This is a genomic window from Sphingobacterium sp. NGMCC 1.201703 (genome assembly GCF_047784615.1).
Taxonomy (GTDB): domain Bacteria; phylum Bacteroidota; class Bacteroidia; order Sphingobacteriales; family Sphingobacteriaceae; genus Sphingobacterium.
Genome location: NZ_JBLOHD010000005.1, coordinates 578190 through 599080, shown reverse-complemented (window position 1 = coordinate 599080; position 20891 = coordinate 578190). Strand labels below are relative to the sequence as shown.

The following is a 20891-nucleotide window of genomic DNA, read 5'->3' as shown; positions in this document are numbered from 1 at the left end:
GTTTAGCCAGTTAAAAAAATTAATGAGAGAAGCATCATTTGTAGAACGAAATAAAGAAAAATGGACGTCAATTGAAAATAATTTGTCAACTAATATGCAGGTTGATCCAGATGAGCTGGCTTCAAATTATATTGAGTTGACAAATGATTTGGCTTACGCGCAGACATTTTATCCCGATAGTAAGGTTCGCAGTTACTTAAATGAACTAGCAGTAACAGCTCATCAGAAAATCTATAAAGACCGCAAGGCCTCTAACAATAGATTCAAATCTTTTATAAACGAAGAGATTCCGCAGGCAATTTGGTCAATCCGTCGGCCACTTCTTTATTCGCTTTTGATTTTTGTGTTCGCATCGGCGATAGGTTTTCTTTCAGCGGTGTATGATTTGGATTTCATTCGATTAATTTTAGGCGATTTTTATGTTGATTCGACGATAGAGAGCATTAAAGCTGGGGATCCTGCTGCGGTTTATGGAAAAGGAAGTAGTTTTGGCTCGGCGATCTGGATTACGATCAATAATGTTCGCGTGGCTTTTATGGCTTTTGCTTTTGGATTGTTTCTGAGTATTGGTACTGGCTATATATTGTTTAGCAATGGCATTATGTTGGGGGCGTTCCATCAAATGTTTTTCCAATATGGCGTGATGGGAAAGGCAATGTCGGCGATCTGGATCCATGGAACTATCGAGATCTCAGTGATCATTGTTGCAGGAGGTTGTGGACTGGCGATCGGAAATAGCATTTTGTTTCCCAAATCGTATACTCGGATGGCCTCTTTTGTTCAGACAGCAAAGATCGCCATGAAAGTACTGATTAGTACAATACCATTTTTTATTGTCGCGGGTACATTAGAGGGCTTTGTAACGAGATACTATGCTATTTCGATATGGCTCAGTTTATTCATCATACTTTTATCGTCGATCGCGATCTCATTCTTTTATGTTATTAACCCCTATCGATTAGCAAAACGGTTTCAATGGAAGTAGAATTTGAATTTCAGAAAGAACGAAAGATAGGCGATTTTGTCCAGAACTTTATAGACCTTTTTAAGTTGATCTATAAACATTTTGTGACAACAATATTTGGCCTGTCTGCATTACCGTTAGCTGGCATAGCATTAGTATATTATTTTCTCTCTACAAAAGTTACCTTTTCTGCAAACAGTAGCTCATTCGAAGATATTGATGGGTTTACTTGGGCCTCGTTACTGATTCTGGCATTAATCGGACTTGGCTTATATGTCTATGGAATTTCTATTGAATATTTTATTCTTCTGAAAGAACGTAAAAACACATTATTTACCGGCAAAGAGGTCTTGCAAAATTTTAGAGCAAATATAGGTCGGTATTTTATGTTCTTATTTGCGATGGTTTTGGCCTTGATCGTTGTTTCTATACCGCTCGCTATTGTTGCGGTCATCTCCGCTTTTATTCCTTTTATTGGGAGTTTTGCGATTGGTATATTGATGTCAATTGTGGGAATCTGGTTATTTAGCTCATTCTTATTTTATCGTGAGGGATATTCTGATCTGGGGGGCTGTTTCACTGATTCGTATGTTATGCTAAGTAAAAAGCTGATCCAATATGGCGTTGCAGCCTATATCGTCAATTTTATCTTCCAAATGGCCGTTATGATGATTTCTGTAATTCCCTTAATAATTATTTCCCTTATATCTTATAATTTTTTAGGATTGGATGCAGCTTTTTTTGATTCATCCTGGGGCAAATTGTTGATGACTTTGGGTGGGATGTTTATTACATTGTTTACTCTTTTCTTATATATGGCAGGTGTGTTGGCCAATGGTATAATTTATGAAACGGCAAAGGATCTTAAATTTGGTGAACGTATTTATGGTATGATTGATCGGATTGGAGGTAGTGATGAATAGAATAATAATTGTTGTTTCTTTTGTATTTATGCTATTGCTCGGTGCCTGCGATCCGAAACCAAAAACTGAGCGATCCGAAACTTATACTGTGGACTCGGTGGCTGTTGATTCTATTGCTCCCCTGTTGGATTCTGCGGGCATCGCCCTAGACTCCGCAGCGATGGATTCCGTAGCTGTGGCAAAAGCTGATAATAGTGACAGTACGCTTTGGGATCCTCAATTATTTGATTCTATTCCCAGATATAGTCATGAAAGAGCGTTTAAGATGGATCCCTATCCAGAAATTATCAAGCGCTATGAACAGGACGATTTTGTGTATTCCGAGAATATTAAAGATAAAATAAGCCTATTGCAACGTATTTTATCCCGTATTTCTGAATGGTTGGGCGATATAATGCCCGATAATCCGTATAAATTTAACAAAGAATTTGGTTATGTCTTTGCTTTTTTAGCGTTAATTGCACTGGCTTTTATTCTCTATAAAGTGCTGTATAATAAAAATCAATATTTCATTAAGCATGAAAGAGAAGAAGATGCCTTAGATACATTGGCTTATGTAGAGCGAAATTTGATGAACAGCGATCTCAGAAAATATATTAAGGATGCTATTGAACAAAAAAATTATGCTTTGGGTATTCGCTATCTGCAATTATTGAATATTCAAAAGCTGGCACAAGCGGGCCACATTCAGTGGAAGCATAGTAAAACAAATGCTGAATTTGCTAATGAGATCCAGAACAATGCGCTACGTGGGGGATTTGAGGAATGTACCCGGATATTTGATTATGTCTGGTTTGGGCAATTTGAATTAAATTCCTCAGATTTTAGTCAGTATGAACAACTGTTTAATCAATATCAAAATCAAATTAAATGAAGGGGTCAGTAAAATTTGGATTGATATTATTGGGAATCGTCCTGCTATTGATCGGTATCATCGACATGACGAGCAAGAAACCGATTATATGGGATCGGACTTTCGATGCGAAAGATAAAAACCCTTTTGGGGCTTATGTGGTCAGAAATGAATTAAAACATATTATTGATCAGCATAATGAGGATATTAAGCGTCCATTGTATCAATATCTTGATAGTATGAAAGGAAGGGATAAGAACCTTTTATTTTATACTTCCTATTTTTCCTTAGGCGAAGCCGCAGAAAATAAATTACTTGACTATGTGTCCCGAGGAGGAAAAGCAATGATTATCGCTGAGGCGATTGATCATTATCTTTTGGACTCCTTGGACATTAAGGTGTTTGATTTCTACGGATATAAAAAGGGCGTTGATATTAAAAACCATTTAAGAGTCAAGCTGACTAACGATAATAGTAAAATTCATTATGCAAAATCAGATTTAAGTACTGTTTTTATTAAGCTACCCAAAAATGTGACCATTTTGGGAGGGATCACTTATCAGGATTATTTGCTGCCTAATTTTGTTGAGGTGCAGATTGGCAAAGGCAAACTTTATTTGCACCTGACACCCGACTTGTTTGGAAATTATTATCTATTGAATTCAGCTTCTCAATATGCTTATGCCGCAAAATCATTATCTTATTTAAATGACAAACCGATTGCATGGTATGATTTTAAGGCGAATACGGCTCAGTACAGTACCCCATTACGGGTTTTGTTGACCAATGCAGGTTTAAGACAAGCGTGGTATGTACTTTTGGGGGGACTTGTTCTTTTGCTTGTGTTTAAAAGTAAAAGGGAGCAACGTGCAGTGGAAATTGCTAAACCGGAACCCAATCTTTCTAAAGAATTTTGTGAGACAATTGCAACATTATACTACGAAAATGGGACGCCAGGTAATATGGTTGATAAGAAAATAGACTATTTCTTACACGATATACGAAGCCGTTTTCATATGGACACCTTAGCGTTAAGAGAAGAAGGCTTTTCTGAAGAATTGGCAGAAAGATCGGGTGTCTCTTTGGCTGAAACACAGCAGCTGATCAGATTGATCATTCGAATGCAAGGGATACAGCAAAATAAAGTGGCCGGATTAAAACAGGTTAATGAAACAATAGAAGATTTTAAACATAAAGCAAAAATGATATGAGTGACTTCGATAAATATATATCTTTTGAAAACCGAATCGATATATCGGTTTTATATGATAAAATGGCTCAAGTAAAGTCGGAGGTAAAAAAGGTTATTGTTGGACAGGATCAATTAATTGATCTGTTACTGATTTCGATTTTAGCATCCGGACATTCGCTAATAGAAGGTTTACCTGGTGTTGCAAAGACTTTATCAGCAAAATTGATAGCCAAGACAATTAGCAGCGACTTTAAACGAATTCAGTTTACCCCAGATTTGATGCCTTCCGATGTGACGGGATCATCGATTTTGGATCTAAAAAGCAATGAATTTGAATTTCGAAAAGGGCCTATTTTTGCTAATATTGTTTTGATCGACGAGATTAATCGTGCTCCAGCAAAAACACAGGCTGCACTATTTGAAAGTATGGCTGAGCATCAAGTTTCTGTTGATGGAAATACCTATATTTTGCCAACGCCATTTATTGTATTTGCTACGCAGAACCCAATCGAACACGAAGGAACCTATCGATTGCCAGAAGCGCAGCTGGACCGTTTTCTTTTTAAGATCAATGTGAACTATCCGGAACTTGAGCAGGAGCTGGAGATCTTGAAAGAGCATCATGCGCAGAAAGCATCGAATAAAGAGGATCAAGTAAACAGTGTGGTTTCAGCGGAGGAAATTTTCTCATTTCAGCGGCTTATCAAATCAATTTTTGTACATGAAGAATTGTTAAGCTATATTGCTCAGGTGATTATAAAGACGCGTACTAACCCGAGTTTAACTTTAGGGGCGTCACCGCGGGCTTCTATTGCCTTATTGGAATCTGCCAAAGCTTCTGCAGCATTGAGTGGAAGAGATTTTGTAACGCCTGAAGATATTAGGAGGGTTGCATCCGCGGTCTTGGGGCATCGTGTGATGCTGACTCCTGAACGGGAAATGGAGGGTTTTACAACTTCTTATGTTATTGACCAAATCATTAATACCGTAGAAATTCCAAGATAATGAGGAAATTAAAGCAGCTTTTTCTAACCAATCAGTTTTTCTATTCTCTATTGGGGATAGCAACACTTTTTGCAGTTTCTTTTTTTATTAAGGGATTGTTTAGTGTTGCATGGATTGTATTTTGGTTGTGGTTGGCTGTGCTGATTTTTGATTTCGTTGTATTGTTTGCAGGTAAAGGGCGTATTGAAATCACTAGGATATATCCTGAGAAGTTATCCAATGGGGATGAAAATCCGATGAAGTTAATCGTCAATTCCTTCTATCCATTTCCTACTATTATTGAAATCTTAGAGGAATTTCCGATACAACTTCAAATTCGTAACAATGAATTTTCTACCCGTTTATCTGCACATCAAAGTTCTGAGATTTCTTATTTGATGCGGCCAACACAAAGGGGGGTATATCAGTTTGGACGATGTATGGCACTTGTGCAGCGTTTTGGATTTTTCAAACGGAGATTTGTGACCAATCAGGTTCAGGAAATTCCATGTTATCCTTCTTATATTCAATTAAGAAAGTATCAGCTCTTAGCAACAAGCAATAGGTTAAATGAATTGGGTATAAAACGGATCCGTCGTATTGGCTCTGCAATGGAGTTTGACCATGTTCGGGAATATGTCCAGGGCGATGATTATCGTCGTATGAATTGGAAGGCTACAGCAAAATCCAAAAAGCTAATGGTCAATCAGTATGAGGAGGAAAAGTCACAACCGGTCTATTCATTTATTGATTTGGGACGAGCAATGCGGATGCCTTTTGAAGGACTGACATTATTAGATTATGCAATCAATGCCTCCCTGGTTCTTTCAAACGCTACAATATTAAAGCAGGATCGTGCTGGATTATTGACCTTTTCGAAAGATGTGAATGTTTTTATTCCAGCTGAAAAAAGAAATAACCAGATGCTCAAAATATCGGAAGCCTTATACCAGGTGGCTACAAAATTTGACGAGCCTGAATATGGCAAACTTTATAGTTATGCGAACGCACATATCAATAAACGTTCGCTTATCTTTCTTTATACAAATTTTGAAACACTGGACTCCCTGAGAAGGCAGATGAGTTATCTGTCGATGTTAAACCGGAGTCATATCATCGTTGTTATTGTCTTCAAAAATGTTGAAGTTGAAGATTTGGCTAAAAGCTCGCCTAAAAAGACTATTGAGATCTATAATCAAATTATTGCGGAGAAATTTATCTACGAGAAGCAACTTATTGTGCAGGAGCTGATCCGTAACGGATTTCAGACCATCTACACTGCACCAGAAAATTTGACAATAAATTCAATCAATAAGTATCTAGAAATAAAGGCACGTGGACTTATTTAATAATGGTTGTGTCTTTAACCATTACTTTGGTCCAAAAGTGCTTGTATTTTTCAATAGCTTTTAGATGAATTGGATGTGTTTCATAAATGCCAATATCTTTAAGATCTTTGAATGTGACAATCAATGTATAGTCAAAACTATTATCGACGACTGCTCGCTTATTTGTCGGTGCAGGAACACCATAGTTAAGTGTTTTGATTGTTTCAATTTTTCTAAGTTCTTCGAAAAATCCGACAAAATCCTTTTTATCTTTTTCACTGATATCTTCTTTCAGCCAAAAATTCACAACATGTATAATTGTGTTGGGGTGCAAGTCATTATCTGACTGCTCCGGATTTGCCCATGCGGGCGCGGTGACGAGCACCATAGGTGCAAGTAAAAAATTGCGTCTTTTCATTTATGATACGGTTTAGAGATAGTAAGATACAAAAAAAGGGATACATTTGCTGTATCCCCATCATTATTTTGGTAGGTGAGTCCATTACAGACCAAATTCTTCTTTCACCTTCTCGATGTAATCTAACTTTTCCCAAGTGAATAACTCCACCTCGATTTGTTTCTTTTCTCCAGTAGAACTTTCGAATTCTTTAGTTACTTTTCTCGGTGTTCTTCCCATGTGACCATAAGCAGCGGTCTCAGAGTAGATAGGGTTTCTTAAACCAAGACGAGTTTCAATACCATAGGGGGTCATATCAAACAATTGCGCTATTTTATCAGCAATCTGGCCATCCGTCAGGTTGACCTTGCTTGTTCCATAGGTATTTACATAAATTCCCATAGGATCTTTGACACCAATTGCATAGGATATCTGAACGAGGATCTCGTCTGCCACCCCCGCAGCAACCAAGTTTTTGGCAATATGACGGGTGGCATAAGCAGCGGAACGATCCACTTTCGATGGATCTTTCCCAGAGAAAGCCCCTCCACCATGTGCGCCCTTACCTCCATAAGTATCTACGATGATCTTACGGCCGGTAAGCCCGGTATCTCCATGTGGACCACCAATAACAAATTTTCCGGTTGGATTAATATGGAATTTAATCTCATCATTAAATAACAATTGAAGTTCTGGTTTCAATTGTGCTTTAACACGTGGAATTAAAATTGTTTTTATATCCTGTGTGATTTTATCCAACATGACCGGCTCACTGTCGAAGTCATCATGCTGTGTCGAAATTACGATTGTATCAATTCTTTTTGGTTTATGATCATCACCATATTCCAATGTTACCTGTGATTTTGCATCCGGTCGTAGATACTTTATTTCGTTGTTTTCTCTACGCAACTCTGCCAGTTCATATAAAAGACGATGAGAAAGATCTAATGCCAGAGGCATGAAGTTTTCAGTTTCATTATTAGCATAGCCAAACATGATACCTTGGTCTCCAGCTCCTTGCTCTTGTCTTGTCTTGCGGTCTACACCTTGATTAATATCAGCAGATTGCTCATGGATTGCAGATAAAACACCACAGGAATTTGCTTCAAACATATATTCGGACTTGGTATAGCCAATTTTTTGGATAACAGAACGGGCTATTTTCTGGACATCTAAATATATGTTTGATTTAACCTCACCTGCGAGAACGACCTGACCAGTCGTTACTAAAGTCTCAATAGCAACACGAGAGTCTTCATCCCATGCTAAGAAATTGTCTATTAGTGCATCTGAAATTTGATCCGCAACTTTGTCTGGATGTCCTTCAGAAACAGATTCTGACGTAAATAAATAAGCCATGCTTTTACGTAATTTTAATATTGGATTTGCGCTTGAAATGAAATTACAGCAAAGTGATAAGAGCCGTGATAGCGAAGGGTTTTTAGCACTTTTTTACTGTGGTTGCAATCTCCTTGTCGTTGCTTTGTGTATGCAACAGCACGCAAATCAGTCCACATTCTATTTTTTGTTGCGACAAAGCTACGATACTTTGTGGGATATTTAAAATCAAATTTGTCTTTTAATTTTAAAAAGCGTAGAAAGCGAAGCTAAAACGGCATAAAGATTACATTATTTTAAGAAATTGGTAATTTCCGCTATCTTTGGATATGTCAGAACGTAAACAAATATTGTTTGTCATTAACCCTATTTCAGGAGGAAAACGCAAAACTTCCTTTAAAAAACAGGTATTGGATGTGCTGGATTTGCAGAAATTTGATCCTACTTTTCAGCAAACAGCGAGACCAAACCATGCCTATGAAATCGGATTGCAAGCTATTCAGGAGGGGTATGATGCGGTAATCGCCGTCGGGGGGGATGGGACGATCAATGAGTTGGGCTCTGCTTTGGTTGGTTCAGGGATACCATTGGGGATTATTCCGGAGGGCTCAGGTAATGGTCTGGCACTTTATTTAGGCATTCCAATGAATGAAGCTGCAGCTATTCGCCGTATCAATCGTTTTGAATCGATCGAAGTGGATTGTGGTGTCATTAACGACCGCCGTTTTTTTAATATCGCGGGACTGGGCTTCGATGCTTCTGTAAGTGAAAATTTTGCCAATGAAAACATCCGTGGACCGCTGGGTTATATGAAATCTGTTTTTAATGTACTCAGTAAATATCAGCCAGCACATTATAAATTAACGATAGATGGGCAGGTGTATGAAAGACAGGCCTTTATGATCAGCGTAGCCAATTCACCGCAATACGGAAATAATGCTTATATCGCGCCACAAGCTTCAGTCAATGACGGTATATTGGATGTCTGCATTGTACATAAGTTCCCCTTGTATATCTTGCCTAAAATGATTTTTCATTTGTTTAATAAATCTGCGGACCAATCAAGTTATGTAGAAATTATACCTGGAAAACATATCGAAATTGAGGTAGATTCAAGTTCACCGGTGCATGTAGACGGCGAACCTATTGAGCTAGGGGATAAGCTTAATATTTCCATCATGCCCAAAGCGATAAAAATTATTTGTTAAAATCATGAATAAAAATAAGAAACAGTCCTACGAAGGCGTTGTATATTCGACAGATGACAGTTATAACTATCAACTTGCGGATTCTTTGCAGGAAATGGAGACATTGCCCGTGAATCGGCAGAATCTTAAAGTACAACTCGACCGCAAAATGCGGAAAGGAAAGGTTGTTACTTTGGTAACTGGCTTTGTGGGACAAGCGGCAGATCTTGAAGTCTTGGGTAAATTATTAAAACAAAAGTGTGGTGTAGGGGGAACGGTTAAAGATGGAGAAATTGTGATCCAAGGTGAATTTAAGCAAAAGATCTATGAGTTGTTACTTAAAGAGGGGTATCGCGTGAAATTGGTTGGTGGTTAAACAACTATATCTATACGAATTGTATTAAATCTAATGAATTGTTTATTAGGTAAATATGATCCGTAATAGAGGCGGGGAGGCTGTAAAAAACATGAGTAATCACTTACTTTTTGTCGCTTAAATTCCTCGTTTTTCTTGCATATCAAAAAAAAAATGGTTTTCATTGTAAAATAATTATTGCTACTAAGCGATTTAGCTGATGGTAATAAGGATTATATAACGGGAACTGCTGAGAAAAATGACACTAGAATGGTGTATTCAGTTTGAAAAAACAAATTTGATTTTTTTTATATATTTGAGATGAATATTTTAAATTTGACATTAAATATTAAATTTGCTTTGCAAAATTGATTTCAAAAGCGAATAAGAGTGCATATAATTTAAACAACATTATATATTTAAACAACAGTAAAAAACTAAAAATTAGAAAAATGGCAAACGCACCTAAAACTGCTGCAAAACAAGAGAGCAACAACGGAGGATCTTTCTTTGCTCAAGCTGCAATCATCATCTGTTTCATCGTGGGTTTCTGTGTATGGAAATTTGTGATGGGTAATCCAACTAACTTCGTTGACAACAACCCTGAAAATGCTCCTAATCCAGGTAACTACTTAGGAATGGTTTACCATGCTGGGGCTATCGTACCTGTTTTGCTTGGTTTATTCTTAATGGTTTGGGTTTTCTCAGTAGAACGTTTAATCGTTATCAACAAAGCTTCTGGTACTGGAAATGTAGGAAACTTTGTTAGAAAAATTCAATCTTTGATTAATGGTGGAAACATCGATTCAGCTATCGCTGAGTGTGACAAACAAAAAGGTTCAGTTGCAAACGTAGTAAAAGCTGGTTTATTGAAATACAAAGCAGTATCAGCTGACACGAATGTTGACACTGAAAAAGCTACTATCGCAATTCAAAAAGAAATCGAAGAAACTACAGCATTAGAAATGCCAATGTTAGAGAAAAACTTGAACGTAATCGCAACATTAGTTTCTATCGGTACATTATGTGGTCTATTAGGTACAGTAACAGGTATGATCAAAGCTTTCTCGGCGTTGGCAACCGGTGGCGCTCCAGATTCAGCTAAATTGGCGAACGGTATCTCTGAGGCCTTGATCAATACAGCTACAGGTATCGCGACTTCAACATTCGCTATCGTATTGTATAACATCTTTACTGCAAAAATCGATAAATTAACTTACTCTATCGACGAAGCTGGTTTCTCAATCGTACAAACATACGCTGCAAACCACAAATAAGAACTGTGATGAAAATTTTTGATTTTATTTTATGGAAATCAAAAATGTAAAGCATCATAGGATAGAAGATTGAGTTTTTAATTTAAAAAGAAGAATTTAAAATGGGTAAAGCAAAAGTAAAAAGAGCCAGTACGTCAATCGACATGACAGCGATGTGTGACGTATCGTTCTTGCTGCTTACGTTCTTCGTATTAACGGCGACAGCGCGCCAACCGGAAGCATTGACGGTGGATACCCCAGCATCAACTACGAAAGATAAATTACCTGACTCTAATGTGGGTATGATTACGATCGGTGATGGTGGAAAAGTTTTCTTCGGAACGACAGATCAACAAGTTCGTGTAAAAGCTTTAGAAAGAATGTCTGCAAAATATGGCATCGGCTTTTCGCAAGAGGACTATGATCATTTCAAACTGATGGAAAATTTCGGTGTACCAATGTCTAAGTTGAAAGGGTTATTGGCTCTGGATGGCAGCAAGCGCACTGAAAAAGGTGTACAGACTGGTATTCCAATTGACAGTACAGAGAATACTTCTAACGAGTTGTATTACTGGGTACAAAACACACGTTTAGCTGCTGAAGAAGTAAATAAAGAAAAGGAGTCTGCGGATAAGAACTTTGTTCACCCAGGGCCTTTGAAAATTGCTATCAAAGCTGATGCGAATGAGAAATATCCTTCTGTAAACCAGGTGATTGAAACATTGCGTAATCAAAAGCAAAACAAATTTAGTTTCATCACTGGCATGCGTGCTGAGGAAAAATAATTGACGATTTAATAAGAACAAAAAATGGCAGAATTAAATCAGGATAGTGGTAAAAAGGGCAAAGGCGGGAAAGTTCGGTCCAAGAAAAATGGTGGTAAGGTCGACCTTACAGCCATGGTGGATTTGGCCTTCCTATTGATTACCTTTTTCATGTTGACCACATCTTTAAATAAACCACAAGCGATGGACGTGGCGATGCCAGATAAAAATAAAGTTAAGGATGAGCCTCAGCCCGATTTGTTGACAGCTGACAACCGTTCATTAACAGTTTTATTGGGATCTGATAACAAAGTCTCTGTGATTTACGGACAAGTAAAAAATCCTATCGAAGGACCAACAACTGTTGGTTACGGAGCTGATGGCATTCGCAAGGTATTGATGGAGAAAAAAGCCTATGTACCACGCGTTGCTGGCGGTAAAGACTTGATCGTTATCATTAGACCGAGTGATAAGAGCACGCAACGTAACTTAGTTGATATTCTTGACGAAATGAAAATCGTTGATATCAAGCGTTACATGATTGCTAAGATCAGTCCAGAAGAAGTGGAGGTTTTAAAACGTGACAATATCTACAATGATTAATCATTATTAGGTAGCACGATAAAGTATAAAAATATGATAGGGTCAAAATTAGATATTTTTAAGAAAGAATGGCTTGAGGTCGTTTTTCAGGGACGAAACAAGGAGTATGGAGCTTACGAGCTACGTAAACTTGCCCCTAAAGCGACTAATAGAGGATTGCTCGTCGTTATCGGCGTGGTAGTTCTTGCAAGTCTTCTTCGTCTTTTCGGAGATAAAATTTTTCCGAAGAAAGCTGTTGAAGCACCTCCAGCGGTAACTGAGGTTACTTTGGAAGACCTTGAAGAGATCAAGCCACCTGAGCCGCCAGAAGAGGAGCCACTTCCACAAGAACCGGAAGAAAAACCTCAGCAAGTGGCAATGGACGTGCCGAAAGAGGATTTGATTCGTTTTCCTGAGCCTAAAGTAGCTCCCGCGAATAAAGTTGTGGAGGAAGTTGCTTCTCAGGAGGAGTTGAAAGATCCAAATAAAACTCCAGCACGTATCACTTTGAAGGGTAGCCCAACAGGGACTTCAGTAGCACGTGGTGAGTTCGGTTCTAAGAAACAAGATGGTGGAATCACTGGTGTTTCAAAAGGTGATCCAAACGGTGATCCAAATGGAGATAAAATCTTTACAGCAGTAGAGGTTAATCCTGAGCCAATTGGCGGGATGCCAGCTTTTATGAAGTGGGTGTCTTCTAACTATGATTATCCGCAAGCGGCACAGGAAAGTGGTGTTAATGGTGTTGTGGAAGTTTCCTTCGTTGTGGAGAGAGACGGTAGTTTGACAGATATCAGTGTAAAACGTGATTTGAAATACGGTACAGGAGATGCAGCTGTTAAGTTGTTGAAGAAAGCGAAGAAATGGAAACCAGGTATTCAAAATGGTCGTCCAGTTCGTGTAGCTTACACCTTACCAATTCGTTTGAATCTTCAGACACAATAGAATGACAGATTTTAATTCGAATAATAATTCTAATTATAGACAGAAATCGCCTTTAAAGCGATTTCTGTCCATTTTAGGACTATTTATGTTTGGTTTTTATTTTGTTTTGGGCCTCCTAATTATTTTTTGGGATAATTTTCCTATAGAGATTAATCCAACTTACAAAACAGTTTTCGGCGTTGTGTTGATTCTTTATTCTTTTATGCGATTTGTTAGGCTTTGGCAAAACAATTTTAATTAACCGCCAGTAGCTTTTTAAATTTCAAACAACTCTCTTCAAAAATTAAACTATTCTTTTATTTTAGTTGTCTTATTATATGATGTATCGTATGAGAAAATATAGTGTAATTCTTGTGATGCTAGGTTTTTGTATCGGAGCATTGGTTTCCTGCAAAGATGGAGCAAAGAGCAATAAAGGGAGTGAAGATATTCTTACCGGCAAATTGCCGGTCTTGGTTGATCAGACGTTGCTGCCGATCATCAAAGAGTCTGCTGATGTTTTTGAAAGCTCATATCCGAACTCCAGTCTTGAAATCATGGCGAGACCGGAGATCAAAGCTGTTAATGCTTTATTGTCAGACTCAGCTTATGTGGTTGTCTTGACTAGAAAATTAAATAGCCAAGAGGATGAATATTTTAAGAAGCGCGGTATCCAACCTAAAATATTCCAAATGGCTTCTGACGCTGTGGTATTAATTAATAATCGTAACAGTGCCGATACTATAATGTCCCAAAAGAGCGTTAAGTCTTTGTTGGAAGGTAATTTAGCTGGCCAGCGTCTGATTTTTGACAATGCAAATTCAAGCACTTTACGTTTTTTAAAGGACTATTACAAATTGCAAAAAATTGATCCGAAGGCTATTTCAGCGATGAAAGATAACGAGGAAGTGATAAAGTACATCAGCGAAAATACTAATGTCGTGGGGGTTATCGGTTATAACTGGTACTTGAAGGCAGTTGAAAAAAATTCGCAATTATTGGATAAAATTCGTACATTGAGCATCGAAAATGTTAGTGAGGAGGCGGACAAGGCACATTTTTATAAGCCATCACAGTCAACTATAGCCGACGGATTGTATCCGTTCATAAGACCGGTTTACATCATGAATTACCAACCTAATATGGGATTGGGGCTAGGGTTTAGCGCATTTTTGACGGGAGATCGCGGACAGCGCATCGTGCTAAAAGCAGGTTTGGTGCCTGCAACCATGCCGGGACGGGAGATCATTATTAGAGATGAGAGTTATATTAAATAGATAATAAATAGTACAAAAATAGATTATGACAAACAGTAAATTATTATTTAGTCTTTTATTGGCTGGATCTGTGGGCACAGTAAGTGCGCAAAGTTTGAAAGATGCTAGAGCAGCCATCGAGGCTGAAAACTATGGTAAGGCGAAAACTATTCTTCAACAGTTAGTGACTAAGCAGCCTAAGAATGGAGATAATTATTTCTATTTGGGTCAAGTTTATTTGGTAAACGACAGAGCTGATTCTGCCGCTGCGATTTTTAACCAAGGTTTGACTAATGATCCAAAAGCGACAATTAACAATGTAGGTTTGGGTTATGTTGACTTATTGAAGAAGGATAAAGCTAGTGCTGAATCCAAGTTTGCTTTGGCGACTGCAAAATTAGGTAAAAAGGATTACGAGCCATTATTGGAAATCGGTCGTGCATATATTAACACACCGGAGCCAGATTACGCAAAAGCTCTAGAATATTTAACTCAAGCAAAAGCAAAAAATACCAAAGATATTGCTATTCCTTTGGCATTGGGCGATGCTTACCGTGGTTTGAGAGAAGGTTCATTGGCTTATACCAGCTATGGTGACGCGATGGATATTGATGCAAATTCCGTTAAGGCGAAAGTTGGCCAAGCTATTATCGTTCGTGGAGCACAAGCTTATGACGAAGCTGTAACCCAATTGGAGGCGATAGCAGCCGAGACTCCAGCATATGCACCTACTTATCGTGAGTTGGCGGAGACATACTACCAATGGTCAAGAATGCCTGGAACTAGTGACGAGAAATATGTAGAGTTGAATAAAAAAGGTGTTGCGCAATACAAGAAATACCTAGAAACAGCAGGAGATACTTCGTTGGAGGCAAAAATTCGCTATGCCGACTTCTTGGTTTATTCTCGTCAATATGATGAATTACAGACTGTTTCAGAAGAATTAGCTAAAAATCCTTCGGTAGATCCAAAAATCTATCGTTATTTAGGATATATTGCTTTCCAAAAAACAAAAGATTATCCGAAAGCATTGGAATATTTGAACCAAATGTTCAGCAAAATGGAAAAGGACCGTGTGATTCCTTTGGATTACATGTACTTGGGAATGGCACAAATTGCTGCTAATAGTCCGAAACCTGCTGCTCCAGCTGCAGGCGCGGATAGCACTGCCACTGTTGCTGCTCCTGTTTTGACTCCTGAAAATACAGCTAATATCCAAAAAGGAATTGCAGATATTAAAAAAGCAATTGATGGTGATAAGGAATTGTTAGGTGAGGTTGCTGAATTGGCATTTGCTAAATATCAAGAACAAGAATTGCAGACTGCAGCCTCTTTATTTGAGTTAGTTGGTCAATATAAGGACAATCCAACTTACTTATATGATGCAAACTATTATGCAGGTGAGGCTTATTTCCAAATCGGATCTAAAGAGGAAGCTGCTAGTAAAAATGCAGAAGGTGCTATCGTTAATCAAGCGCAAAAAGATAAAGCAATTGCAACGCTGAATAAGGCGATCGGTTTCTTGACTGTTATTGAAAACACAGATAATAAAGAGGCACAAGATAAGTATTTGGTCAATGCGCTTTATTATAAGGCTTTCTCTGCATTAACTGCGGATAATTTGGAAAATCCAAAAGGTGATTTTGTGCCAATGTTCCAAAAATTAATTGATACAATCAACCAGCGTGGTAGTCAAGAAAAGAATAAGACTTATTTAGTGGATGCTTATACTTATATTGGTCTTTTCCATTATATGAAACAAGATATGGTGAAAGCAAAGCAAAATTTACAAAAAGTGCTTGAGATAGATCCAGCAAACGAAGGCGCAAAAGCGTATTTGGACGCTATTAAGTAAGCTTAACTAAAATCATTCTAAATTAGGCGCAGATCGTATGATCTGCGCCTTTTTTGTTTTGAATTTAGTCTTGGAATTTCTATATTTAGAGACAGTTACCAATATAAATTCTGATTGAGATGGAGCACGCCAATAGTATGCCGATAGACTATTTACCTATATTCATACAGCTAATTGTAGCTGTAGGATTCGGAGTAGGTACCATAATTATTACCCACCTTATAGGTCCTAAAGTTAGGACAGAAAATAAACTTGGAGCATTTGAATCTGGAATAGAGGTGGTTGGAAATGCGCGGCAGCCTTTTTCGATTAAATATTTTCTGGTAGCGATCTTGTTTGTCATTTTTGATGTTGAGGTTATTTTTATGTATCCATGGGCTGTCAACTTCAGAGAAATGGGCTTTCAAGGCTTGATCGAGATGTTTATTTTCATGGGGATGCTCTTGTTGGGCTTTATCTATGTCATTAAGAAAAAAGCATTAAACTGGGACTAAGTAGTCCTTTAACATTGGCTGTAATGGCCAATTGTACTTAAACCTTATAAATCGTCTTTTCATCATGAGTGATATAAAATTGGCAGAAGCTCCTCCGGGAGTAGAAGGCGCAGGATTCTTTGCGACTAGCTTGGATAAAGCTATAGGGCTGGCGCGCGCAAATTCGTTGTGGCCCTTGCCTTTTGCGACATCCTGTTGTGGTATTGAATTTATGGCTACGATGGGTTCTACCTACGACCTGGCTAGATTCGGCGCCGAGCGACCAAGCTTTTCTCCGCGGCAGGCGGATATGTTGCTGGTCATGGGGACCATAGCAAAGAAGATGGCTCCTGTCCTGAGGCAGGTCTATGTGCAAATGGCAGAGCCGCGTTGGGTGATTGCGGTCGGTGCCTGTGCTTCTAGTGGGGGGATCTTCGATACCTATTCTGTTTTGCAGGGTATTGATGAAGTGATTCCGGTGGATGTGTATGTTCCGGGCTGCCCTCCGCGTCCCGAGGCGATTCTAGATGGTGTTTTGCGTTTGCAGGACATTGTCAAAAACGAGTCGTTAAATAGACGAAATACACCTGAATATAAAGCGCTTTTGGAGAAATACGGTATACATACTAATAAATAGGAGATGGAGAATAGTTTTTTATTGGAGAAACTCCAGGAAAATTTTCCTGATAAGATCGTAGAAATTCCCGATGCACATCATCTCTTGACGGTCCTTGTGGATGTAGAAGATGTCATCGATATATTACGCTTTCTGAAGGACAGTAATGAGTTACAGTTTATTCATTTAACGGATATTACTGCTGCGCATTATCCTCATCTTGAGAAAGAATTTGCTATTATATACCATATCCATAGTCTGGTCCACAATATCCGTATACGCGTAAAGGTGTTTTTGGATGGGCCAAACCCGGAAATACCAACGGCTACAGTTGTTTGGAAAGGGGCAAATTGGATGGAGCGTGAGACCTATGATTTTTTTGGGGTAAACTTTTTAGGACATCCGGATTTGAGAAGAATCCTGAATGTTGATGATATGGATGTGTTTCCGATGCGAAAGGAATATCCCTTGGAAGACCCAAACCGAGTAGATAAGAAAGATTTGTATTTCGGCCGTTAATTTTATATGATATGAGCGAGTTTATAAGCAAGATGACATCTAATCAACCTGTTTTCGATGATAATGACCCACAGGATGAGTTGATCACCCTGAATATTGGCCCCACACATCCCGCTACACATGGTGTATTCCAAAACGTTGTACAGATCGATGGGGAGCGTATCGTCAGCGGTGTTTCGACCATTGGCTATATCCATCGTGCTTTTGAGAAAATTGCTGAACACAGGCCTTTTTATCAGATCACTCCACTGACTGATCGTCTAAATTATTGTTCTGCGCCCATCAATAACATGGGCTGGCACATGACCGTGGAGAAATTATTAAAAATCGAAATTCCCAAGCGCGTACAATATATGCGGGTTATTGTGATGGAGCTTGCGCGTATAGCAGATCATATCATTTGTAATGGAATCCTAGGCGTTGATACAGGTGCATTTTCAGGGTTCTTGTACGTGATGCAGGAACGGGAGTTTATCTATGAGATTTTCGAAGAGATCTGCGGTGCGCGCCTGACAACAAATATTGGGCGTATCGGTGGATTTGAGCGAGACTTTAATGCTGTTGCTTTTGAGAAAATCCGTGAATTTTTGAAACGTTATCCGCCCGTATTGAAAGAGTTTGAAGAGATGTTTGTGCGTAACCGGATTTTTATAGAACGAACTTCGGGCGTTGCTGCCGTTACCCCGGAGGAGGCGTTGGATTATAGTTGGTCTGGCCCTATTTTAAGAGCTACTGGTGTAGATTATGACGTTCGGGTACAAAATCCATATTGCTCCTATGAGGAGTTTGACTTTGAAGTGCCTGTCGGTACAACAGGCGATGTATATGATCGGTTTATGGTCAGGAATGAGGAAATGTGGCAGTCCCTTCGCATTATTGAGCAGGCATTGGAAAAAATTGAGAAGGAACCTAAAGGGGTATTTCATGCCGAAGTCCCAGATTTCTATTTGCCACCAAAGGAGCAGGTCTATACTAATATGGAGGCGCTGATATATCACTTTAAAATCGTCATGGGTGAAGTGGATACGCCTAAAGCTGAAGTGTATCATGCCGTGGAAGGCGCAAATGGTGAGCTTGGTTTTTACTTAATCCATGATGGTGGTCGTTCGCCTTATCGTCTCCATTTTAGGCGTCCCTCGTTTGTCAATTATCAGATGTTTGCGCCAATGAGTGCTGGGATGTTGATTTCAGACGCAATTATTAACATGAGTAGTCTTAACGTTATAGCAGGAGAATTAGATGCTTAGTGTAAAACAACATAATGAAAATGTAACGTTTTCTCCCGAATTGCTGGCCAAGTTTGGGGAAGTAGTAAGCCGTTATCCCGAGGGGAAGCAGAAATCAGGGCTATTGCCCATTTTGCATTTGGTTCAGGCGGAGTTTGGCTGGGTCAGTGCGGATGCAATGGATCAGGTAGCTGTTTATCTCCATATTTTACCCATTGAAGTCTATGAGGTCGCAACCTTCTATACGATGTTTTTGCTGGAACCTAAAGGAAAATATGTCTTGGAAATTTGTCGCACCGGTCCTTGTTGTCTAGTTGGGGCCGAGCGAATCATGGGACATTTGGAACAGAAACTGGGTGTAAAGGAGGGGGAAATTACGCAAGATGGGCTCTTCTCCTGGCGAGGTGTTGAATGTCTGGCTGCCTGTGGATTTGGCCCGGTCCTTCAGATCGGACCTGAATACACCTTCTATGAGAACTTGAATGAAGCTAAGGTGGACGAATTGATTGATCATTTAAAAGCTAAAACAGAATAATATGGCACGTAAACTTTTGTTGACACATATCGATGTCCCAGGCATCAATACCTTTGAGGTTTATCGTCAAAAAGGAGGCTATGTAGCTGTTGAAAAAGTAATAAAAAACATGTCTCCAGAGGATGTGGTCGAGGAGGTGAAAAAATCCGGCTTACGTGGAAGAGGTGGCGCTGGCTTCCCTACAGGAATGAAATGGTCCTTTTTGGCCAAGCCGGAGGGAGTCCCACGTTATTTGGTCTGTAATGCGGATGAGTCTGAGCCCGGTACATTCAAGGACCGTTACTTGATGACTCATATTCCGCATGCATTGATCGAAGGTATGATTGTGTCCAGTTTTGCACTTGGCGCAAATACATCCTATATCTATGTGCGTGGTGAGATGATGCCACAGATCAGAATTCTGGAGCGTGCGATTGCTGAAGCAAAAGCGAAAGGATTTTTAGGTAAGAATATATTAGGGTCAGGTTATGATTTAGAAATCTATGTACAGCCAGGAGGCGGTGCCTATATCTGTGGCGAGGAGACCGCATTACTGGAATCTTTGGAAGGTAAGCGTGGCAATCCACGGATCAAGCCTCCTTTTCCTGCCATTGCGGGATTATATAACTGCCCTACAGTCGTAAATAATGTAGAGTCTATTGCTGCAACCGTTCCTATTATTAATCTGGGCGGGGAAGAGTATGCAAAAATCGGTGTCGAACGTAGTACGGGAACGAAATTGATTTCGGCCAGTGGTAATATCGTCAAACCTGGGGTGTATGAAATCGAACTGGGGCTACCAGTAGAGGAATTTATCTATTCGGATGAATACTGTGGTGGCATAGCTAATGGAAAACGGATGAAGGCTGTTGTGGCAGGAGGTTCGTCAGTGCCAATTTTGCCAGCAAACCTTATTCTGAAAACAGCTGCTGGAAATAGCCGTTTAATGACCTATGAGTCTTTATCGGATGGTGGTTTTCAAACAGGTACCATGCTTGGCTCGGGAGGCTTTATTGTATTTGATGAAGATCAATGTGTGGTTCGCAATACCTGGAATTTCGCCCGTTTCTATCATCATGAGAGCTGTGGACAATGTTCGCCTTGTCGTGAGGGAACTGGCTGGATGGAAAAAGTGTTACATAAGATTGAAAGTGGACATGGATCTATGTCCGATATTGACTTGCTTTGGGATGTACAACGCAAGATTGAGGGTAATACGATATGTCCATTGGGCGATGCGGCTGCTTGGCCTGTTGCTGCAGCAATCAGGCACTTTAGAGATGAGTTTGAATGGCATATACTACATCCAGAGGAGTCACAAACAAGAAATTATGGATTAGCGCATTATGCGGATCCTTTACAACCAATTGTATCATAATAAAAGC

General features: G+C 39.2%; 22 protein-coding genes. 20 read left to right on the top strand and 2 right to left on the bottom strand.

Features of this window, described 5'->3' with window-relative positions; translation table 11 throughout:
• Positions 1 to 22: 22 nt before the first annotated feature.
• From ACK8HY_RS13455 to ACK8HY_RS13430, 6 genes are read left to right on the top strand one after another with little or no spacing between them, the layout of a single operon-like run.
• On the top strand, positions 23 to 985 hold the full coding sequence (locus ACK8HY_RS13455; RefSeq protein WP_416133886.1) for a stage II sporulation protein M: 963 nt from the start codon (positions 23 to 25) through the stop codon (positions 983 to 985).
• Positions 976 to 1887 (top strand): ABC transporter permease, encoded by a 912-nt coding sequence (locus ACK8HY_RS13450; protein ID WP_416133885.1) that lies wholly within the window; start codon positions 976 to 978, stop codon positions 1885 to 1887. Before ACK8HY_RS13455 ends, ACK8HY_RS13450 begins: the two co-directional genes overlap by 10 nt.
• Complete coding sequence (locus tag ACK8HY_RS13445; RefSeq protein WP_416133884.1) at positions 1880 to 2761, top strand: DUF4129 domain-containing protein; 882 nt, start codon at positions 1880 to 1882, stop codon at positions 2759 to 2761. Before ACK8HY_RS13450 ends, ACK8HY_RS13445 begins: the two co-directional genes overlap by 8 nt.
• Positions 2758 to 3951, top strand: coding sequence for a DUF4350 domain-containing protein (locus ACK8HY_RS13440; protein WP_416133883.1), 1194 nt, complete (start codon positions 2758 to 2760; stop codon positions 3949 to 3951). The genes ACK8HY_RS13445 and ACK8HY_RS13440 overlap by 4 nt, the downstream gene beginning before the upstream one ends.
• The gene (locus ACK8HY_RS13435; protein ID WP_077437328.1) at positions 3948 to 4937 is read left to right on the top strand and encodes an AAA family ATPase; all 990 of its coding nucleotides are present in this window, start codon (positions 3948 to 3950) and stop codon (positions 4935 to 4937) included. The genes ACK8HY_RS13440 and ACK8HY_RS13435 overlap by 4 nt, the downstream gene beginning before the upstream one ends.
• Positions 4937 to 6265, top strand: a complete 1329-nt coding sequence (locus ACK8HY_RS13430) for a DUF58 domain-containing protein (RefSeq protein WP_416133882.1) — start codon at positions 4937 to 4939, stop codon at positions 6263 to 6265. The genes ACK8HY_RS13435 and ACK8HY_RS13430 overlap by 1 nt, the downstream gene beginning before the upstream one ends.
• Here the strand turns inward: ACK8HY_RS13430 and ACK8HY_RS13425 are convergent.
• Complete coding sequence (locus ACK8HY_RS13425; protein WP_416133881.1) at positions 6258 to 6662, bottom strand: Dabb family protein; 405 nt, start codon at positions 6660 to 6662, stop codon at positions 6258 to 6260. The two genes, ACK8HY_RS13430 and ACK8HY_RS13425, sit on opposite strands and share 8 nt — an antisense overlap.
• An 84-nt stretch (positions 6663 to 6746) precedes the next feature.
• Positions 6747 to 8000 carry a methionine adenosyltransferase gene (gene metK, locus ACK8HY_RS13420; protein ID WP_077437326.1) on the bottom strand — a complete coding sequence of 418 codons (1254 nt, stop codon included), beginning with the start codon at positions 7998 to 8000 and terminating at the stop codon, positions 6747 to 6749.
• A 308-nt stretch (positions 8001 to 8308) separates the two neighbouring features.
• On the opposite strand from metK, the gene ACK8HY_RS13415 reads away from it, so the two are divergent.
• From ACK8HY_RS13415 to nuoF, 14 genes are all read left to right on the top strand, one after another.
• Positions 8309 to 9187 (top strand): diacylglycerol/lipid kinase family protein, encoded by an 879-nt coding sequence (locus ACK8HY_RS13415; RefSeq protein ID WP_077437324.1) that lies wholly within the window; start codon positions 8309 to 8311, stop codon positions 9185 to 9187.
• Positions 9188 to 9191: 4 nt separating this feature from the next.
• Positions 9192 to 9542 (top strand): translation initiation factor, encoded by a 351-nt coding sequence (locus ACK8HY_RS13410; RefSeq protein ID WP_416133880.1) that lies wholly within the window; start codon positions 9192 to 9194, stop codon positions 9540 to 9542.
• 431 nt (positions 9543 to 9973) lie between these two features.
• Positions 9974 to 10798 carry a MotA/TolQ/ExbB proton channel family protein gene (locus ACK8HY_RS13405; protein ID WP_077437322.1) on the top strand — a complete coding sequence of 275 codons (825 nt, stop codon included), beginning with the start codon at positions 9974 to 9976 and terminating at the stop codon, positions 10796 to 10798.
• A gap of 101 nt (positions 10799 to 10899) precedes the next feature.
• Positions 10900 to 11562 carry an ExbD/TolR family protein gene (locus ACK8HY_RS13400; RefSeq protein WP_077437321.1) on the top strand — a complete coding sequence of 221 codons (663 nt, stop codon included), beginning with the start codon at positions 10900 to 10902 and terminating at the stop codon, positions 11560 to 11562.
• A 24-nt stretch (positions 11563 to 11586) separates the two neighbouring features.
• Positions 11587 to 12144 (top strand): ExbD/TolR family protein, encoded by a 558-nt coding sequence (locus ACK8HY_RS13395; protein ID WP_077437320.1) that lies wholly within the window; start codon positions 11587 to 11589, stop codon positions 12142 to 12144.
• Positions 12145 to 12177: 33 nt separating this feature from the next.
• Complete coding sequence (locus ACK8HY_RS13390) at positions 12178 to 13068, top strand: energy transducer TonB (protein WP_416133879.1); 891 nt, start codon at positions 12178 to 12180, stop codon at positions 13066 to 13068.
• Between the two features lie 329 nt (positions 13069 to 13397).
• Entirely contained in the window at positions 13398 to 14324 is a 927-nt protein-coding gene (locus ACK8HY_RS13385; protein WP_416133878.1) for a PstS family phosphate ABC transporter substrate-binding protein, read from the top strand.
• 25 nt (positions 14325 to 14349) lie between these two features.
• On the top strand, positions 14350 to 16158 hold the full coding sequence (locus tag ACK8HY_RS13380) for a tetratricopeptide repeat protein (protein ID WP_416133877.1): 1809 nt from the start codon (positions 14350 to 14352) through the stop codon (positions 16156 to 16158).
• 119 nt (positions 16159 to 16277) lie between these two features.
• Positions 16278 to 16652: an NADH-quinone oxidoreductase subunit A gene (locus tag ACK8HY_RS13375; RefSeq protein ID WP_077437315.1), complete on the top strand. Its 375-nt coding sequence runs from the start codon at positions 16278 to 16280 to the stop codon at positions 16650 to 16652.
• 64 nt (positions 16653 to 16716) lie between these two features.
• Positions 16717 to 17268 (top strand): NADH-quinone oxidoreductase subunit B, encoded by a 552-nt coding sequence (locus ACK8HY_RS13370; protein WP_077437314.1) that lies wholly within the window; start codon positions 16717 to 16719, stop codon positions 17266 to 17268.
• A 3-nt stretch (positions 17269 to 17271) separates the two neighbouring features.
• The gene (locus ACK8HY_RS13365) at positions 17272 to 17766 is read left to right on the top strand and encodes an NADH-quinone oxidoreductase subunit C (RefSeq protein ID WP_416133876.1); all 495 of its coding nucleotides are present in this window, start codon (positions 17272 to 17274) and stop codon (positions 17764 to 17766) included.
• 11 nt (positions 17767 to 17777) lie between these two features.
• On the top strand, positions 17778 to 19013 hold the full coding sequence (locus tag ACK8HY_RS13360) for an NADH-quinone oxidoreductase subunit D (RefSeq protein ID WP_416133875.1): 1236 nt from the start codon (positions 17778 to 17780) through the stop codon (positions 19011 to 19013).
• Entirely contained in the window at positions 19006 to 19527 is a 522-nt protein-coding gene (nuoE, locus tag ACK8HY_RS13355; RefSeq protein WP_416133874.1) for an NADH-quinone oxidoreductase subunit NuoE, read from the top strand. The genes ACK8HY_RS13360 and nuoE overlap by 8 nt, the downstream gene beginning before the upstream one ends.
• A gap of 1 nt (position 19528) precedes the next feature.
• Positions 19529 to 20884 (top strand): NADH-quinone oxidoreductase subunit NuoF, encoded by a 1356-nt coding sequence (gene nuoF, locus ACK8HY_RS13350; RefSeq protein ID WP_416133873.1) that lies wholly within the window; start codon positions 19529 to 19531, stop codon positions 20882 to 20884.
• Positions 20885 to 20891: the final 7 nt, after the last annotated feature.

Bases quoted from the DNA above. Each gene is read 5' to 3' on its own strand.
- ACK8HY_RS13455 (WP_416133886.1), top strand. From the start codon at position 23: ATGAGAGAAGCATCATTTGTAGAACGAAATAAAGAAAAATGGACGTCA.
- ACK8HY_RS13450 (WP_416133885.1), top strand. From the start codon at position 976: ATGGAAGTAGAATTTGAATTTCAGAAAGAACGAAAGATAGGCGATTTT.
- ACK8HY_RS13445 (WP_416133884.1), top strand. From the start codon at position 1,880: ATGAATAGAATAATAATTGTTGTTTCTTTTGTATTTATGCTATTGCTC.
- ACK8HY_RS13440 (WP_416133883.1), top strand. From the start codon at position 2,758: ATGAAGGGGTCAGTAAAATTTGGATTGATATTATTGGGAATCGTCCTG.
- ACK8HY_RS13435 (WP_077437328.1), top strand. From the start codon at position 3,948: ATGAGTGACTTCGATAAATATATATCTTTTGAAAACCGAATCGATATA.
- ACK8HY_RS13430 (WP_416133882.1), top strand. From the start codon at position 4,937: ATGAGGAAATTAAAGCAGCTTTTTCTAACCAATCAGTTTTTCTATTCT.
- ACK8HY_RS13425 (WP_416133881.1), bottom strand. From the start codon at position 6,662: ATGAAAAGACGCAATTTTTTACTTGCACCTATGGTGCTCGTCACCGCG.
- metK (WP_077437326.1), bottom strand. From the start codon at position 8,000: ATGGCTTATTTATTTACGTCAGAATCTGTTTCTGAAGGACATCCAGAC.
- ACK8HY_RS13415 (WP_077437324.1), top strand. From the start codon at position 8,309: ATGTCAGAACGTAAACAAATATTGTTTGTCATTAACCCTATTTCAGGA.
- ACK8HY_RS13410 (WP_416133880.1), top strand. From the start codon at position 9,192: ATGAATAAAAATAAGAAACAGTCCTACGAAGGCGTTGTATATTCGACA.
- ACK8HY_RS13405 (WP_077437322.1), top strand. From the start codon at position 9,974: ATGGCAAACGCACCTAAAACTGCTGCAAAACAAGAGAGCAACAACGGA.
- ACK8HY_RS13400 (WP_077437321.1), top strand. From the start codon at position 10,900: ATGGGTAAAGCAAAAGTAAAAAGAGCCAGTACGTCAATCGACATGACA.
- ACK8HY_RS13395 (WP_077437320.1), top strand. From the start codon at position 11,587: ATGGCAGAATTAAATCAGGATAGTGGTAAAAAGGGCAAAGGCGGGAAA.
- ACK8HY_RS13390 (WP_416133879.1), top strand. From the start codon at position 12,178: ATGATAGGGTCAAAATTAGATATTTTTAAGAAAGAATGGCTTGAGGTC.
- ACK8HY_RS13385 (WP_416133878.1), top strand. From the start codon at position 13,398: ATGAGAAAATATAGTGTAATTCTTGTGATGCTAGGTTTTTGTATCGGA.
- ACK8HY_RS13380 (WP_416133877.1), top strand. From the start codon at position 14,350: ATGACAAACAGTAAATTATTATTTAGTCTTTTATTGGCTGGATCTGTG.
- ACK8HY_RS13375 (WP_077437315.1), top strand. From the start codon at position 16,278: ATGGAGCACGCCAATAGTATGCCGATAGACTATTTACCTATATTCATA.
- ACK8HY_RS13370 (WP_077437314.1), top strand. From the start codon at position 16,717: ATGAGTGATATAAAATTGGCAGAAGCTCCTCCGGGAGTAGAAGGCGCA.
- ACK8HY_RS13365 (WP_416133876.1), top strand. From the start codon at position 17,272: ATGGAGAATAGTTTTTTATTGGAGAAACTCCAGGAAAATTTTCCTGAT.
- ACK8HY_RS13360 (WP_416133875.1), top strand. From the start codon at position 17,778: ATGAGCGAGTTTATAAGCAAGATGACATCTAATCAACCTGTTTTCGAT.
- nuoE (WP_416133874.1), top strand. From the start codon at position 19,006: ATGCTTAGTGTAAAACAACATAATGAAAATGTAACGTTTTCTCCCGAA.
- nuoF (WP_416133873.1), top strand. From the start codon at position 19,529: ATGGCACGTAAACTTTTGTTGACACATATCGATGTCCCAGGCATCAAT.